Genomic DNA, 14,198 nt, shown 5'->3' with positions numbered 1-14,198 from the left:
TCAGATTCCTCGGTAGCTGGCGGCAACGATCGCCACAGGGCAGGCGGCCTGCTTGAGAACCTGGACTGACAGGGGGCGGGCGAGGGCGAAGGGCACGGCGCGGCTGCGAGGCCGGCCGATCACGACGAGCTCGGCGTGCGTGGTCGCCGCGACAATCGCGTCCCCGGCCCCGTCGAAGACGAAGGCAGGCAGCACTCGGACGTGCGGGAAGGCCTCGGACCAGCCGGCGAGGACCTCGCTGACGTTGGCCCTGATGGCGTCGACGTCGCGGGGCAGGGTGGCCGGCGGGGTCGCGTGCAGGACGTGGAGCTCATGCCCATGAGCGTCCGCCTGCTCGAATGCGTAGCGCAGGGGCCCGGCGGCCGAGGTGTCACCGTCGAGTGTCACGACGACACCGCCGCGCGGGGCCCTGGGATAGGCGATCTCCGGCACCACGACGACAGGGCAGGCAGCGTGCTTCACCAGGTGCCGGACCACGCCGCCCCCCAGCATCCGGTCGTACCACGGCAGGTCGTCGGCGCCGACGACCATGAGCTCGGCCCCGGCGGAGACCCGCTCGAGGGTCTCGACCGCAGGCGCCGTCGACAGCACGTAGTCCGCGACGGGTGCGGCCACCTCCTGCTCGATGAAGCTCTTGGCATCGTCCAGGACCTGATGACCCGCCGCGCGGACGTCAGCGAAGACGTCGACGCCGAGGTACAGCTCGGGTCCCTGCGCAGGCAGGGACGCCGAGTGGACGACCTCCAAGCGAGCTCCGAGGCGGGTCGCCTCTCGCATGGCGAAGCGCAGCGCCGTGGGCTGCTTGTCGATGACGCCGACGACGACGGTTCTGCTCGAGCTAGTCATGAGATCTCCCGTGCTGGTTGGTGACCTCAGCATCGCCGCGTACGGATCGAGGCGGTACGGGCCATCGACCACGGATCGTGGGACCTAGGTCGCCAACCGACCTCCCGAGCCGAGGTCCTTCGACCCTGCTCCAAACCTCCGAGCGGGCGCACACTCGGGGCATGATCACCCTCGAGGATGCCCCCGCCCTGCTCGCAGATGGTCGGCCGGCGACGCTCCGTCCGATGATCCCGACCGACTGGACCGCTGTGGAAGCCCTGTTCGGCGCCACCAGCGAGGCCAATCTGTACACGCGGTTCTTCACGACCGGCCGAGGTGCTGTCGAGAGCCATCTGCGCCACCTGTTCGACTCTGTCGACGGCCCCAGCGTGCTGCTGCTCGAGTCGGACGGGCGGTTGATGGGCATCGCCGACGTCGAACGGATCGACTCCGTCACCTCGGAGGTGGCCTTCCTCGTCGCTGACGACGCTCACGGCTTGGGCGTGGCGACGTTGCTGCTCGAGCAGGTGGCGGAGGACGCGAGGCACACCGGGGTCGAATGGCTCGTCGCCGACGTGCTCGCCGTCAACCACCCGATGCTGACGGTCTTCGCGGACGCCGGGTTCACGATCGCGGTGGAGACCGACCGGGGTGAGGCCGTCGTCCGGCTCAGCACGGTCCGCACGGCGGAGGTCGAGGCCGCCTCGCACGCACGGCACGTTCGTGCCGAGCAGGCGCGGCAGCTCAACGCAGTCGTGGCAGCCGGTTGAGCGAGCCCCGATTCAGGAGCTGAGCAGGCGGGTCGCGAACACCGCGGCCTGGGTGCGGCTGGCCAGCCCGAGCTTGGACAGGACGTTGGACATGTAGTTCTTGACCGTCTTCTCGGCGAGGAAGAGCCGCTCCCCGATCTGCCTGTTCGTCAGTCCCTCGGCCACGAGCTCGAGGATCCGGCGTTCCTGTGCAGTGAGGTCCTTGAGCTCGTCGGGCTGTCCCGGCGCCCCTTCGCGAAGCCTTTCCATCACCTTTGCGGTGACGCTGGGGTCGAGCAGGGATCCACCGCTCGCCACGTGGCGAACCCCGCTGAGCAGGTCCTGGCTCTTCACCTGCTTGAGGATGTAGCCGGAGGCGCCGGCCATGATCGCGGCGAACAGCGCCTCGTCGTCGTCGTACGACGTCAGGATGATGGCCTGCACCGATGGCGCCGAAGAACGGATCTGCCGGCACGCCTCGATACCGCTGCCGTCGGGCAGCCTGGCGTCGAGGATCGCGACGTCGGGCTTCAGCGCAGGAACCCGAGCGATGGCTGCCGCTGCGGTGCCGGCCTCTCCGACCACTTCGATGTCGCCGCCGCTCTCGAGCAGCTTGCGCAGGCCCATGCGGACCATCTCGTGGTCGTCGAGCAGAAACACGCGGATGGTCACCAGCACTCCTCGCCGGCACCTCATGCCAACACTCCAGTATGCGCTCTCACGTCTCGGAGAGGAGGGCACAAGGTCCCGCGACCGCCAGCCTCGTCTCGAACAGTGGGGTCCGGCACTTTCCGGTGACGTCGGATCCCGCCCACGGCGTGTCGTACAGGGGACGCCTCGAACGACCACTTCGAGGGAGGGCGGGGCCGGTCAAGAACCACGGAGGAGCATGGATCTTCGTGGAGCCGCTTGTCAGAATCGAACTGACGACCTTTTCATTACGAGTGAAACGCTCTACCGACTGAGCTAAAGCGGCCGAGGCTCGCCGGGGATCGCCCGCCGAACCGATCACTGAGTCTACAAGGTGATCGCCTGGACCTCACATCGGCCTCTCCGCCGTAGGATCGTACTCGTGACCGACACGACGAGGGCCGAGCTCGAGGAGATCCGGGCGAGCATCGACAACATCGATGCCGCGTTGATCCACGTGCTGGCGGAGCGCTTCAAGTACACCAAGCGTGTCGGCCGGCTCAAGGCCGAGCACGACCTCCCGCCCGCCGACCCCGAGCGTGAGGCGCAGCAGATCACCCGGCTGCGCGCGCTGGCCGTCGAGGCGGACCTGGACCCGGCGTTCGCCGAGAAGTTCCTCAACTTCATCATCGATGAAGTGATCCACCACCACGAGGCCGTACGCCAGTAGGTCCGTGCCGAGGACTACTCGTCCTCGCAGGTGAGGCCCTTCTCGGGCACCGTGCCCTTGGTGAAGAACGCGTCGACCGCCTCGGTGATGCACTGGTTGCCCGAGGTGTAGGCGGTGTGGCCGTCGCCTTCCCGGGTGACCAGCACACCCGACTCCAGCTGTGACGCCAGCGCCTGGGCCGACTCGTAAGGTGTCGCCGGGTCGCGCGTCGTGCCGAGGACGACGATCGGCGGCGCACCCTTGGCCTCGATCTTGGGCAAGGGATTGGTGACCTCGACCGGCCAGTCGGCGCAGCCCAGAGCGCCCCACCCGAGGGCCCGGCCGAACACCGGCGAGACCTTCTGGAATCGCGGGAGGATCGCCTCGGTCTCCTCGAGCGTCAACCGGTCAGGGGCGTCGAGGCAGTTGACCGCGTAGATGACCTGCCCGGTGTTGCCGCCGTAGGACCCGTCCTGCTTTCGGTCGAAGTAGGCGTCCGACAGCCGCAGCAGGACGCTGCCGTCGCCCTGGAACGCAGCGTTCAGCCCCTGTGTGAGGGCGGGCCACGTTGACTTGTCGTAGAGCGTCACGGCGACGCCGTAGAACGCCTGTCCCTCGGTCAAGGGCCGCCCCGCCTGCGCCCGCATCGGCTCGGCATCGAGCCGGTCCATCAGGTCGGCGATCTTGGCAAGGCCGGCCTCGGCGTCGTTGCCCAGGGGGCACCGGGACTGGTTGACGCAGTCCTTGGCGTACGCCTCGAGGGCACGCTGGAAGCCTGTGGTCTGGGCGAGGCTCGAGCCGACCGCGTCGAGCGAGGGATCGACGGCGCCGTCGAGCACCATGCGACCGACCTTCTCGGGGAACAGCTCGGCGTAGACGGCCCCGAGCTGTGTCCCGTAGGAGGCGCCGAACCAGTCCATCTTGGAGCGACCGAGGAGCGCACGCACGACGTCCATGTCCTTGGCCGCCTCGACCGTGGAGACGTGGGCGGCCAGCTCGCCGGAGTTCTGCTCGCACGCCTCGCCGAGATCGGTGACGCTCTGGCGCAGCGCCGTGATCTCCGAGGGCTCGTCGGGGTCAGGGTCGGTCGCGGTGAACGCGTCGAACTTCTTGTCGGAGAGGCACGTCAACGGCGTGCTCTCGGCAACGCCCCGCGGGTCGACGCCGACGATGTCGTACATCTCGCGGACGTCATCGCCGAACTCATCGGCGATGAAGCTGGCGAAGTCGACAGCGGAGCCCCCGGGGCCGCCGGGGTTGACGAAGATGCTGCGCTTGGCCTTGCCGCCCTCGGCCGGGTGCACGACGGCGCGCAGCCGTGTCGTCGCTCCGTCGGGCTTGGTGTAGTCGACCGGGACCTTGATCCACGCGCACCGCGCCGAGTCGCACGACGACCACGAGACCTTCTGGTCGTAGAACTGCGCGAGGCCTGACGGCGCCGAGGCGGAATCGGGCTTCGGCTCCTCCCAGTTGTCACGGTTGAGGGCGATCGCGACGAGACCGATGCCCGCGAGCACGACGACGACCGCGATGGCGATCAGGATCCTGGAGCGAGTCACCGGCGAAGTCCCATCATCATGCGTTCGAGCGCGAGCAGAGGTGCCGCGTTGGCCGTCAAGGCGGTTCGACAGTCGACGATGGCATCGATCGTGTGGATCGTCGACTCGGGCGTCCACACGCGGGCCATCTCGGCGATGTCGTCGGCGACGTCGGCATTGACCAGGTCGATGCCGTTGGCGCACTGGACAGCCAGCACGTCACGGCAGAACGAGAGCAGGTCGAGCAGCACGCCGTCGATCGAGTCGCGGGCCATCCGCTTGCGACGGCGCTCCTGGTCCTTCTGGAGCGTGGACAGCGCGCCGGCATATCCCGGTGGCCGGCGGCCACGCTCCTCGACGCCCCACGTGGTGCGCAGGTCGTCGAGCTCGCGCTCGTCGGCGGGATCGCAGAAGTCCTTGGCACGAGCCGTGGCCTCCTCGTTGACCTGGTGGGCGGCCCGCAGGCAGTCGCCGAGATCGCGAAGGCCGACCGGGATCGACAAGATGGCGCGGCGTCGCTCGCGCGCAGCCGGGTCACGAGCAAGCCCGCGGGCCCGACCGATGTGCCCTTGGGACGCGGCGGCGACCGCGTGCGCGAGCTCGGGCTCGATGCCGTCGCGGCTCACGAGCAGGCCCGTGATGGCCTGGGTCGAGGGGGTGCGCAGCAGCACGCTGCGGGCGCGCGACCGGATCGTCACCGAGACGTCGTCGACCGCAGGCGCGCACAGCATCCACACGGTCTGCCGCGACGGCTCCTCGATCGCCTTGAGCAAGGCGTTCGCCGCCTCGTCGGTGAGCCGGTCGGCGTCCTCGATGATGAGGATCTGCCATCGGCCGAGCGCCGGCCGCAGCGCCGCCGAGCGGACGTACTGGCGGATGTCCTTGACCCCGATCGACAGGCCGTCGGTGGTGATGAGGGTGATGTCGGGGTGGCTGCCGGCGCGCGCGGTCGTGCACGCGTGGCACTCGCCGCAGCCGCCGAGCTCGCACTGCAGGGCGGCCGCGAACGCGCGCGCGGCGTTGGAGCGGCCGGACCCGGGTGGTCCCGTGAACAGCCAGGCATGGGTCATCGAGCGGCCGTCGCCACCGGCGGACGAGACCGCCGACTGCAGCGTCTCGACCACGGGCTCCTGACCCACCAGGTCCGACCACACGGTCATGACGCGGCTCCGGCCTGACCCAGCCACGGCTCGACGGCGCCCCGGATGGCGGCGTGGATCTCGGCGGGGGTGCCCCGCCCACCGACCACGAGATAGTGCTGCGGGTCGGCGTCGGCCAGGTCGAGGAAGTGCTGGCGCACGCGCTGGTGGAACTCGAGCGGCTCGGACTCGATGCGGTCGGCGCCCTCGAACCGGGCGTGGCCGATCTCGGGATCGATGTCGAGGACGATCGTCAGGTGCGGGCGCAGCGACGAGGTGGCCCAGCGGGCGACGTGCTCGACCTCGGCGGCGTCGAGCTTGCGGCCACCACCTTGGTAGGCGAGCAGCGAGTCGACGTAGCGGTCCGTCAGGACGATCGTGCCCGCAGCGAGAGCCGGGAGCACGACCTGGTCGACGTGCTCGGCCTTGTCGGCGGCGTAGAGCAGGACCTCGGTGCGCGGTGACAGCTCACCGGTCTCGTTGTCGAGCACGATGTGGCGCAGGATCTTGCCGACCTCGGTGGCACCGGGCTCTCGCGTCAGCAGGACGTCGTGGCCGAGGCCCTCGAGCCACTCGACGAGCAGGGCGGCCTGCGTCGACTTGCCGGCGCCCTCCCCACCCTCCAGGGCTAGGAACACCCCGGTCTCGGTGAAGAGCGGATCCATGGAGGCGAGCCTAGTCTGCGTCACCCACATCCTCCGAGGGTGCGTACGCGTGACGGCCGAAGTACTCGACGATGCGGCGCGAGTTGGCCCGCGACCTGGTGAAGAGCACGTAGCGCTTGCGAGGGCCGGCCGACCCCGTCGCGATCTCCGGGACCCGGAAGTCGTGGCGCATGCGGCTGCGGCGGGCGATCACACCGATGGCCTTCGGGCTGTAGTAGGAGGTGTGTCCTCGGGAGTAGAGGTAGCGGTGGTTCTTGACGTTGCGACCGTCGTAGATGTTGGTCGAGCAGACCAGAAGGCCGTTCTTGGTCAGCAGCTTGAACAACCGGGGGAACTCCGTGCGCGGGTCCGTGAAGTGCTCGACGACCTCGCACGCGATGATCAGGTCGAAGCGCTCCGACGTGCCATTGGCGATGTTGATGAAGTCGGCGTCGATGCCGAGATCGACGACATCGCTCATGACGACCCGCTCGACGGCCGGAAGCTTCGCGATGTGGCGGTAGTCGAGGCTCCGGCCGGCGCCGAACACCATGACCGTGAGGCCCTGACGGCCCAAGATCTCGGCACCCATCTCGGCCATGTGGAACTCGCGCCCCTGGTGCTCCTCGGTGCCGACCCGCGGGGACAGCCGGAAGCTGTCGACCGACTCGAACGCGGTGTAGTCGACGGTGTTGGTGAAGTTGGAGACGTAGAGGCAGCGCTGGCAGATCCGGATCTCGTAGGACCGCCTCTTGCGGTCGACGACCTGGGTGCGCGAACGGCGTGATCCGCAGACCAGGCACGGGGGCGTACGGAGTCGTCGCGCGACCGCCTCGGCCGTTGCCTTGGGATCACGCACCAGCCGGGACACACGCTGCAGGGCCACCATGCGGCAACCGTAACGGGTCAGCCGGGCAGACCGGGCCGCTCGACGCGCGCGACCAGCTTGCCGGGCGCCATGACGCAGAAGCTGTCGGTCAGCAGCTCGGCGAGCTCGACCCAGTCGGTGTCGTCGCGCAGCTCGACACCGACGACGTCGCGCCCCCACCGCGCGACGAAGAAGGGCGGTCCGCTCTGTCGGAACGCCTCGAGCTCCTCGCCCGGAGCCCGGAACGTCACGACCGTGACTGGACCCTCGTCAGCGATGAACCTGGCATAGGCGTCGGGGCGGCCGTCCTCGATCACCAGCGCGTGCGCGAACGTCTTGCGGCGCACGCACCAGCGCAGTCCGGTCCACGCGGTCTCCTCGTAGGCCTCGGGCAGCGCGAGGCAGATCGCGCGGAGACGCTCCACGACGTCCAGCGACACATCGGCCATGGACCCACGCTAGGACGTGGCACCGACACTCTCGTCGTGCGTCGTGGTCAGGCGGATCTCGGTGACCAGCACGGCCAGCCCGATCAGACCGGCCCACAGCTCGGAGTAGGGCACGAACGTCACCGCCACCATCGCGACGGCACCAGCTGCGAAAGGCAGTGCGGTGCGCATCGACGCGTCGTGCAGGCGCACGTTGACGATCCACAGCGCCACCAGGAACGCCGCACCGGGTCCGGTCACGAAGGCGCTGCTGACCAGGTCCGACGCCTCGGAGTGATGGGTGTAGTGGTCGACCCGCGCCGCGAGCCCCGCTCCGACCGCTGCCGCAGCTCCGAAGATCACGTAGTGGCCGAAGCCCCAGACGTACCCGACCGAGTTGTCCAGCAGGACGCCGGAGTTGTCCCGGGCGAAGTACAGCCACCAGCCGGTGAACGTGATCAGCACGCCCGCGGTCACGACGAGCCAGAGCTCCGCCGGCGGGTGCGCCTCGTCGAAGGCGACCTGGAGGGCGATCGTCACCGAGAGGATCGTCTCGCCCAGCACGATGATGAAGAACAGCCCGTAGCGCTCGGCGATGTGGTGCGGGTGCCACGGCGTGGTGCCGGCCGCCTCGGCGTAGACCGGTACGGCGAAGTCGAGGGCCACGCCGATGACGAACAGCCAGATGGGCAGGTGGCCGTCGGTCGCCACGAGGGCGACGACCCAGCCGATCTGCACGGCGATGAGTCCGTACGCGTACCGGAGCGCCGTGGTGCGTCGAGCCTCGTGGCCGGCTGCTGCGCGCAACCACATCAGCACCAGGCCGACCCGCATGATGACGTAGCCGACGATGCCGAGCGTCAGGTCCTCCTCGAAGATCCGCGGCACGCCTGCGGCGAGCACGAGCGATCCGAAGACCTGGGTCAGCGTCAGGATCCGGTTGATCGTGTCGTCGGGGTCGTACGCGGAGTTGAACCAGACGAAGTTGAGCCAGGCCCAGAAGATCGCGAAGAACGACACGGCGAACCACAGGAGCCCGTGCGCGGCGTGCCCCTCGGCGATCTCGTGGTGCAGCGACAACGCGGCCTGCGCGATCGCGACGACGTAGCAGAGATCCGTGAACAGCTCGAGCGGCGATGCCGCCCGGTGCTCCTCGCGGGGGTCTCGGGGTGCAAGTGGCCTGACGATGGGGCGCAACATGGCCCCGATTGTGGCAGGTCGTCAGGCCTTCTTGGCAGCCGACTTCTTGGCGGGCGCCTTCTTGGTGGTCTTCTTCGCGGTCTTCTTGGCCGTCTTCTTGGCGGTCTTCTTGCCGCCCTTCTTGGCCGGGCCCTTGGCACGGCGCTCGGCGAGCAGCTCGAACGCACGCTCCGGCGTGAGGGTCTCGAGGGAGTCGTCCTTGCGCAGCGTCGCGTTGTACTCGCCGTCCGTCACGTACATGCCGAAGCGGCCGTCCTTGGCCACGACCGGCGCGCCGCTGACCGGGTCGTCGCCGAGCTCCTTGAGCGGGGCGGCCGCGGCGCGCCGACCGTACGTCTTGGGCTGCGCATAGATCGCCCGCACCTCCTCCTCGGTGATCGTGAGGAGCTGGTCCTCGCGCTCGAGCGACCGGGAGTCGGTGCCCTTCTTGAGGTAGGGGCCGTAGCGCCCGTTCTGGGCCGTGACCTCGGTGCCGTCCTCCTCGACGTAGACCACGCGCGGCAGCGTGAGCAGCTGGACCGCCTGGTCGAGCGTGATGGTGTCGAGGTCCATGTCCTTGAACAGGCTCGCGGTCCGCGGCTTGTCGGCCTTCTTGGCGTCCTCGGGCAGCGTCTCGGTGACGTAGGGGCCGAAGCGCCCGCTCTTCGCCACGATGGCGAGCCCGGTCTCGGGGTGCGTGCCGAGCTCGCGCTCGATGCCGGACGGGCTCGCGAGCAGCTCCTTGGCCTTGTCGAGCGTCAGCTCGTCGGGCGGCAGGTCGTCAGGCACGTTGGCGCGGGTCGGCACCTTCTTGCCCTCGGCGTCGTCGGTGAACGGCGGACCCTCGACGTACGGGCCGTAGCGGCCGACGCGCAGGTCGATGTCCTCGCCGAGGGGGAAGGTCGCGAGACCGCGCGCATCGATGTCGGGCAGGTTCTCCACGAGTCGCTTGAGGCCCGTGTCGCCCTCGCCCGTGCCGGTCCAGAAGCTCGACAGGACGTTGAGACGTTCTTCCTGTCCCTTGGCGACCTCGTCGAGCACGTCCTCGAGCTCGGCGGTGAAGTTGTAGTCGATGAGCCGCGGGAAGTGCTGCTCCATGAGCCGGATCACCGAGAACGCGATCCACGCCGGGACCAGCGCGGTGCCCTTCTTGTAGACGTAGCCCCGGTTCTGGATCGTGCCGACGATCGACGCGTACGTCGACGGTCGCCCGATCTCGCGGGTCTCGAGCTCGCTGATGAGGCTGGCCTCGGTGTAGCGCGACGGCGGCTTGGTCTCGTGGCCGGCCTTGCCGAGCTCGGCGGCCGTGACGGTCTGGCCCTCCGACAGGTTGGGCAGCTTGGTCTGCTGGTCGTCGCCCTCGGCGTCGGAGTCGTCGTGCGACTCGACGTACGCCTTGAGGAATCCGTAGAACGTGATCGTGCGGCCGGACGACCCGAAGACGACGTCCTCGCCGGTCGCGGCGGAGGCACCGATGCGGATCGACACCGAGTCGCCCTTGGCATCGCGCATCTGCGAGGCGATCGTGCGCTTCCAGATGAGCTCGTAGAGGCGGAGCTCGTCGCCGCCCAGACCGGTCTGCTGCGGCGTCGCGAACCGCTCGCCGGCGGGGCGGATGGCCTCGTGGGCCTCCTGTGCGTTCTTGACCTTGCTCGCGTAGACCCGCGGCTCGTCGGGCAGGTAGGCCGGGCCGTAGAGCTCGGTCACCTGGGCACGGGCCGCGTTGAGCGCGGTCTGCGACAGCGTCGTCGAGTCCGTGCGCATGTAGGTGATGTGCCCGCCTTCGTAGAGCCGCTGGGCGACCTGCATCGTGCGGGCGGCACCGAAGCCGAACTTGCGGGACGCCTCCTGCTGCATCGTCGTCGTGCGGAACGGGGCGTAGGGGCGACGTGTGTAGGGCTTGGACTCGACCGAGCGGACCGTGAACGGACGGTCGGCCAGGGCCTCGGCCAGCGCGCCGGCCTGCTGCTCGTCGAGGTGCGCGACCTTGTCGGAGGTCAGCTGACCGGTGTTGTCGAAGTTGCTGCCCGAGGCGATCCGCTTGCCGTCGACGCTGAACAGCTTGGCGGGGAACTGCCGCGGGTCGTGACCCTCGCCGACGTCGAACGTCGCCTCGAGGTCCCAGTAGGAGGCGATGCGGAACGCCATGCGCTCCCGCTCACGCTCGACCACGAGCCGGGTCGCGACGGACTGCACACGACCGGCCGACAGGCCGCTCATGACCTTCTTCCACAGCACGGGGCTGACCTCGTAGCCGTAGAGGCGGTCGAGGATGCGGCGGGTCTCCTGCGCGTCGACGAGGTCCATGTCGACGTCCCGCGGGTGCGCGATGGCGTACTGGATCGCGTCCTTGGTGATCTCGTTGAAGACGATGCGCTTGACCGGGACCTTGGGCTTGAGCTCGTCGAGGAGGTGCCACGCGATCGCCTCGCCCTCACGGTCCTCATCCGTCGCCAGGACGAGCTCGTCGGCGTCCTTCAGGAGCTTCTTGAGCTTGGTCATCTGCGACTTCTTGTCGGCCGAGACTACGTAGATCGGCTCGAACTCGCTGTCGATGTTGACGCCGAGGCGGGCCCAGGTCTCGCCCTTGAAGGCGGCCGGCACCTCGTCGGCGCCGCGCGGCAGGTCGCGGATGTGGCCGACGGACGAGTCCACGACATAGCCGTCCCCGAGGTAGCCCGCGATGCTGCGGACCTTGTTGGGGGACTCGACGATGACGAGGCTGGTCACTGGTGAACTCCTGATTGGTCAGACGCAGCACACCGTAGCGTGTGTCGTCAAGACTTCGTGCATCCGCATATGGGACCGGTTGGGGCGCGTCGATCCGTGACAGTCGGTCCTCCGGCGTCCCATGTCGGTGAAATACTGCGCTGTGGCCTTCTCCGGATATGCGCAGCTGCTGGCGGACCGATCTGTCCGCACGCTGTTCATCGCCGCGTTCTTCGCCCGCATCCCGATGATGGCCGCACCGCTGGTCCTCACGCTCTATGTGGTCGACGACCTCGACGGCACCTATGCCCAGGCCGGCATCGTCGCGGCGGCCACGACCGTCGGCGCCGCGATCGGCTCGCCGTGGCGCGGCCGGCTGATCGACCGACTGGGCCTGCGCCGCGCGATCCTTCCCTCGATCATCGCGATCGGCATCCTCTATCCCCTGGCGACGTTGGCGACGTACGTCTGGCTGGTCCCCGTCGCGGTGCTGATGGGCCTGTTCCTCATCTCCATCTTCTCGATCGTGCGGCTGTCGCTGAGCGTCATGGTCGAGGAGCGCCAGCGACGCACGGCGTTCTCGGCCGACTCGATCATCGCGGAGGCCAGCTTCATCGTCGGCCCGGCCGCGGGCGTCCTGCTGGTGACCCAGGCCGGCGCCGACGCCGCGCTCTACGCGATCGGCGCGTGCGAGGTGGTCGCCGGCCTCATCTTCCTGCGGCTGGACCCACCGACCCGCTCGGCGCGCACGGACGACGAACCTGCCCCGGACCCGGCGGCCACCAAGGCCCCGTTCGTCTCGGCGCCGGTCGTCTTCCTCTTCCTCATCTCCGGCGGCACGATGGCCACGCTGATCGGCACCGACCTCGGCATCGTCGCCGAGCTGCGCGAGCTCGACAAGGTCGGCGCGATCGGGTTCACGTACGGCCTGTGGGGGCTGTCCTCGCTGCTCGGGGGCCTCGTCTACGGATCGCTCAACCGCTCGATCAGGCCCACCTATCTCCTCCTTGCCCTCGGACTCACCACGATCCCGGTGGGTCTCGGCGGCGAGGTCTGGTCGCTGTCGCTCTGGGTCATCCCGACCGGCTTCCTCTGCGCGCCGACCATGACCGCCGCGGCCGAGTGGATCGCCAAGCTCGTGCCCGAGGAGCGACGGGGCGAGGCGATGGGCTGGCAGGGCACGGCGTTCACGATCGGTGGTGCGGCCAGCTCTCCGGTGATCGGCGCGGCGATCGACGAGGTCGGCGCATGGGGCGGCTTCGTCGTCGGCGGCTCGATCGCGACCGTCATCGCCCTGGTGTGCTGGGGCGGCCAGCTCATCCCGGCCTTCCGGCCGAGCAACTACGCCTCGGTCGACGACGAAGTCGGCGACAGCAGCCGATGATCGTCCGCGACGCCGGGCACGACGACCTGCCGGCCATCCTCGAGATCCACAACGACGCGATCCGCACGACGACGGCGATCTGGGACGAGCACGAGGTGGATCTCGCCGACCGGCGAGCCTGGTTCGACGCGAGGCGATCCGCCGGACTGCCGGTGCTGGTGGCCGAGCTCGACGGGGACGTCGTGGGCTTCGCGACGTACGGGCCGTGGCGGCCCAGGACCGGCTACCGGTTCACGGTCGAGAACTCGGTCTACGTCCACCCCGACCATCAGGGCCGCGGCGCCGCGAACGCGCTGATGCCGGTCCTGATCGAGCGGGCACGGGCGGGCGAGGTCCACAGCATCGTCGCCGGCATCGAGGCGACCAACACGAGCTCGATCGCGCTGCACGAGAAGCTCGGCTTCCAGCAGGTCGCGCTGATCCCCGAGGTCGGCTTCAAGTTCGGACGCTGGCTCGACCTCGCCTATCTCCAGCTGTTGCTCTAGCGCTTCCGGAACAGGGACCCGATGCCGCCCAGGCTCTTGGCTGCGAGGGCCAGGCCCTTGCCACCGGGCAGGCCCGGGACCTGGTCGAGGATCGGGGTGAGTGCGGTCAGCCCGGCGGGATGGGACACCCGCAGGCGTCGGGTGGCCAGCAGGCGTACCGGCTCGGCGCGACCTGCGGCCGCCTCGAGCAGGTCGCGGGCGCGACCGGAGATCCGGGGTCCATGCGGGTCACCCTCGACCGGGGCTGTCGTCCACGACCCGTCGGGACGGGAGGTGAAGGTCCACGGCGCCTCGTCCGCGATGATGCCGATCGTGGCGTCGGCGCCGGCCCGGGCGGCGAGGCAGCCGGTCGAGTCGGCAAGCGCCGCGACACCGTTGCGCAGCAGGACGGGATCGCACGTGGCTCCGGTCGCCTCGACGACGTCGAGCGCGTGGAGCGCAAGCTCGAAGCACTGCGCGTGCACGACGGTCAGCAGCGGCATCGGGCCCGTGACACTGGCCACCAGCTCCGTCCCACGGTCGCGGGCGATGTTGGACGTCAACAGCTCGGCGGCCGCGTCGCGCGACCCGACCAGGGCAGCCCGGATGTCGGCCGCGGTCGCGTCCGGGTGCGCGTCCACCAGCTCGGCGTTGAACGCGTCGGTGTCGAGCGGCTCGTCCGCGGCGGTCGAACCCAGGGTGACGAGCACCTCGGACAGCGCGGACCGGCCGTCCCAGGTGCCGACGTGCAGGGCGATCTCGCGGACCGACCAACCGCGCAGGCGAGTGTCCGCCGACAGGTCGACCTGGTCGACCAGCGCGATGAAGGCGTCCCAGCTGTCCAGCACCGCCGCGGCGAGGTCGTAGGCGGGCAGGTCGATGACACCGTGAGGGGAAGCTGACGTCATGCCCCGAGCATCTCGTGTGCTGCG

At 69.4% G+C, this 14,198-nt stretch carries 14 protein-coding genes and 1 tRNA gene; 4 read left to right on the top strand and 11 right to left on the bottom strand.

Annotated features, from left to right (window positions below; all coding sequences use genetic code 11):
• Entirely contained in the window at window positions 1–846 is an 846-nt protein-coding gene (locus AB0N22_RS14680; protein WP_364641621.1) for a universal stress protein, read from the bottom strand.
• A 161-nt stretch (window positions 847–1,007) separates the two neighbouring features.
• Between AB0N22_RS14680 and AB0N22_RS14675 the strand changes: the two genes are divergently transcribed.
• On the top strand, window positions 1,008–1,595 hold the full coding sequence (locus AB0N22_RS14675; RefSeq protein ID WP_364641618.1) for a GNAT family N-acetyltransferase: 588 nt from the start codon (window positions 1,008–1,010) through the stop codon (window positions 1,593–1,595).
• Window positions 1,596–1,607: 12 nt separating this feature from the next.
• Here AB0N22_RS14675 and AB0N22_RS14670 read toward each other — a convergent pair whose 3' ends face one another.
• The gene (locus tag AB0N22_RS14670) at window positions 1,608–2,246 is read right to left on the bottom strand and encodes a response regulator transcription factor (RefSeq protein ID WP_364641615.1); all 639 of its coding nucleotides are present in this window, start codon (window positions 2,244–2,246) and stop codon (window positions 1,608–1,610) included.
• A gap of 228 nt (window positions 2,247–2,474) precedes the next feature.
• Window positions 2,475–2,550 (bottom strand) — tRNA-Thr (locus AB0N22_RS14665).
• A gap of 96 nt (window positions 2,551–2,646) precedes the next feature.
• Here AB0N22_RS14665 and AB0N22_RS14660 point away from each other — a divergent pair.
• Window positions 2,647–2,934: a chorismate mutase gene (locus AB0N22_RS14660; protein WP_364641612.1), complete on the top strand. Its 288-nt coding sequence runs from the start codon at window positions 2,647–2,649 to the stop codon at window positions 2,932–2,934.
• Between the two features lie 14 nt (window positions 2,935–2,948).
• Here AB0N22_RS14660 and AB0N22_RS14655 read toward each other — a convergent pair whose 3' ends face one another.
• Genes AB0N22_RS14655 through topA form a run of 7 tightly spaced genes read right to left on the bottom strand, consistent with a single transcriptional unit; the run spans window position 2,949 to window position 11,439 of the window.
• Window positions 2,949–4,472: an alpha/beta hydrolase gene (locus AB0N22_RS14655; RefSeq protein WP_364641609.1), complete on the bottom strand. Its 1,524-nt coding sequence runs from the start codon at window positions 4,470–4,472 to the stop codon at window positions 2,949–2,951.
• Window positions 4,469–5,611: a DNA polymerase III subunit delta' gene (locus AB0N22_RS14650; RefSeq protein ID WP_364641606.1), complete on the bottom strand. Its 1,143-nt coding sequence runs from the start codon at window positions 5,609–5,611 to the stop codon at window positions 4,469–4,471. The genes AB0N22_RS14655 and AB0N22_RS14650 overlap by 4 nt, the downstream gene beginning before the upstream one ends.
• Entirely contained in the window at window positions 5,608–6,255 is a 648-nt protein-coding gene (gene tmk / locus AB0N22_RS14645) for a dTMP kinase (RefSeq protein ID WP_364641603.1), read from the bottom strand. The genes AB0N22_RS14650 and tmk overlap by 4 nt, the downstream gene beginning before the upstream one ends.
• A gap of 10 nt (window positions 6,256–6,265) precedes the next feature.
• Window positions 6,266–7,123 carry a methyltransferase domain-containing protein gene (locus AB0N22_RS14640; protein ID WP_364641600.1) on the bottom strand — a complete coding sequence of 286 codons (858 nt, stop codon included), beginning with the start codon at window positions 7,121–7,123 and terminating at the stop codon, window positions 6,266–6,268.
• Between the two features lie 17 nt (window positions 7,124–7,140).
• On the bottom strand, window positions 7,141–7,551 hold the full coding sequence (locus tag AB0N22_RS14635; protein ID WP_364641597.1) for an MmcQ/YjbR family DNA-binding protein: 411 nt from the start codon (window positions 7,549–7,551) through the stop codon (window positions 7,141–7,143).
• Window positions 7,552–7,560: 9 nt separating this feature from the next.
• Window positions 7,561–8,730, bottom strand: a complete 1,170-nt coding sequence (locus AB0N22_RS14630) for a low temperature requirement protein A (protein ID WP_364641595.1) — start codon at window positions 8,728–8,730, stop codon at window positions 7,561–7,563.
• A 21-nt stretch (window positions 8,731–8,751) separates the two neighbouring features.
• Window positions 8,752–11,439, bottom strand: coding sequence for a type I DNA topoisomerase (topA, locus tag AB0N22_RS14625; protein ID WP_364641593.1), 2,688 nt, complete (start codon window positions 11,437–11,439; stop codon window positions 8,752–8,754).
• Between the two features lie 142 nt (window positions 11,440–11,581).
• Between topA and AB0N22_RS14620 the strand changes: the two genes are divergently transcribed.
• Together AB0N22_RS14620 and AB0N22_RS14615 are read left to right on the top strand one after the other, a co-directional pair.
• Window positions 11,582–12,802, top strand: coding sequence for an MFS transporter (locus AB0N22_RS14620; RefSeq protein WP_364641590.1), 1,221 nt, complete (start codon window positions 11,582–11,584; stop codon window positions 12,800–12,802).
• A complete protein-coding gene (locus AB0N22_RS14615) occupies window positions 12,799–13,287 on the top strand; it encodes an N-acetyltransferase family protein (protein ID WP_364641587.1) in 489 nt (162 codons plus the stop codon). Before AB0N22_RS14620 ends, AB0N22_RS14615 begins: the two co-directional genes overlap by 4 nt.
• On the opposite strand, the gene AB0N22_RS14610 is transcribed toward AB0N22_RS14615, so the two are convergent.
• A complete protein-coding gene (locus AB0N22_RS14610; RefSeq protein WP_364641584.1) occupies window positions 13,284–14,174 on the bottom strand; it encodes a maleylpyruvate isomerase N-terminal domain-containing protein in 891 nt (296 codons plus the stop codon). The genes AB0N22_RS14615 and AB0N22_RS14610 overlap by 4 nt on opposite strands.
• Window positions 14,175–14,198: the final 24 nt, after the last annotated feature.

This window comes from Aeromicrobium sp. NPDC092404 (assembly GCF_040684095.1).
Taxonomy (GTDB): Bacteria; Actinomycetota; Actinomycetes; order Propionibacteriales; family Nocardioidaceae; genus Aeromicrobium.
Note: the sequence above shows the minus strand (reverse complement) of the source record. Positions and strands in the feature narration are given on the sequence as shown.

Coding starts and splice junctions, on each gene's coding strand:
- AB0N22_RS14680 (WP_364641621.1), bottom strand. CDS start 846: ATGACTAGCTCGAGCAGAACCGTCGTCGTCGGCGTCATCGACAAGCAG.
- AB0N22_RS14675 (WP_364641618.1), top strand. CDS start 1,008: ATGATCACCCTCGAGGATGCCCCCGCCCTGCTCGCAGATGGTCGGCCG.
- AB0N22_RS14650 (WP_364641606.1), bottom strand. CDS start 5,611: ATGACCGTGTGGTCGGACCTGGTGGGTCAGGAGCCCGTGGTCGAGACG.
- tmk (WP_364641603.1), bottom strand. CDS start 6,255: ATGGATCCGCTCTTCACCGAGACCGGGGTGTTCCTAGCCCTGGAGGGT.
- AB0N22_RS14640 (WP_364641600.1), bottom strand. CDS start 7,123: ATGGTGGCCCTGCAGCGTGTGTCCCGGCTGGTGCGTGATCCCAAGGCA.
- AB0N22_RS14635 (WP_364641597.1), bottom strand. CDS start 7,551: ATGGCCGATGTGTCGCTGGACGTCGTGGAGCGTCTCCGCGCGATCTGC.
- AB0N22_RS14630 (WP_364641595.1), bottom strand. CDS start 8,730: ATGTTGCGCCCCATCGTCAGGCCACTTGCACCCCGAGACCCCCGCGAG.
- AB0N22_RS14615 (WP_364641587.1), top strand. CDS start 12,799: ATGATCGTCCGCGACGCCGGGCACGACGACCTGCCGGCCATCCTCGAG.
- AB0N22_RS14610 (WP_364641584.1), bottom strand. CDS start 14,174: ATGACGTCAGCTTCCCCTCACGGTGTCATCGACCTGCCCGCCTACGAC.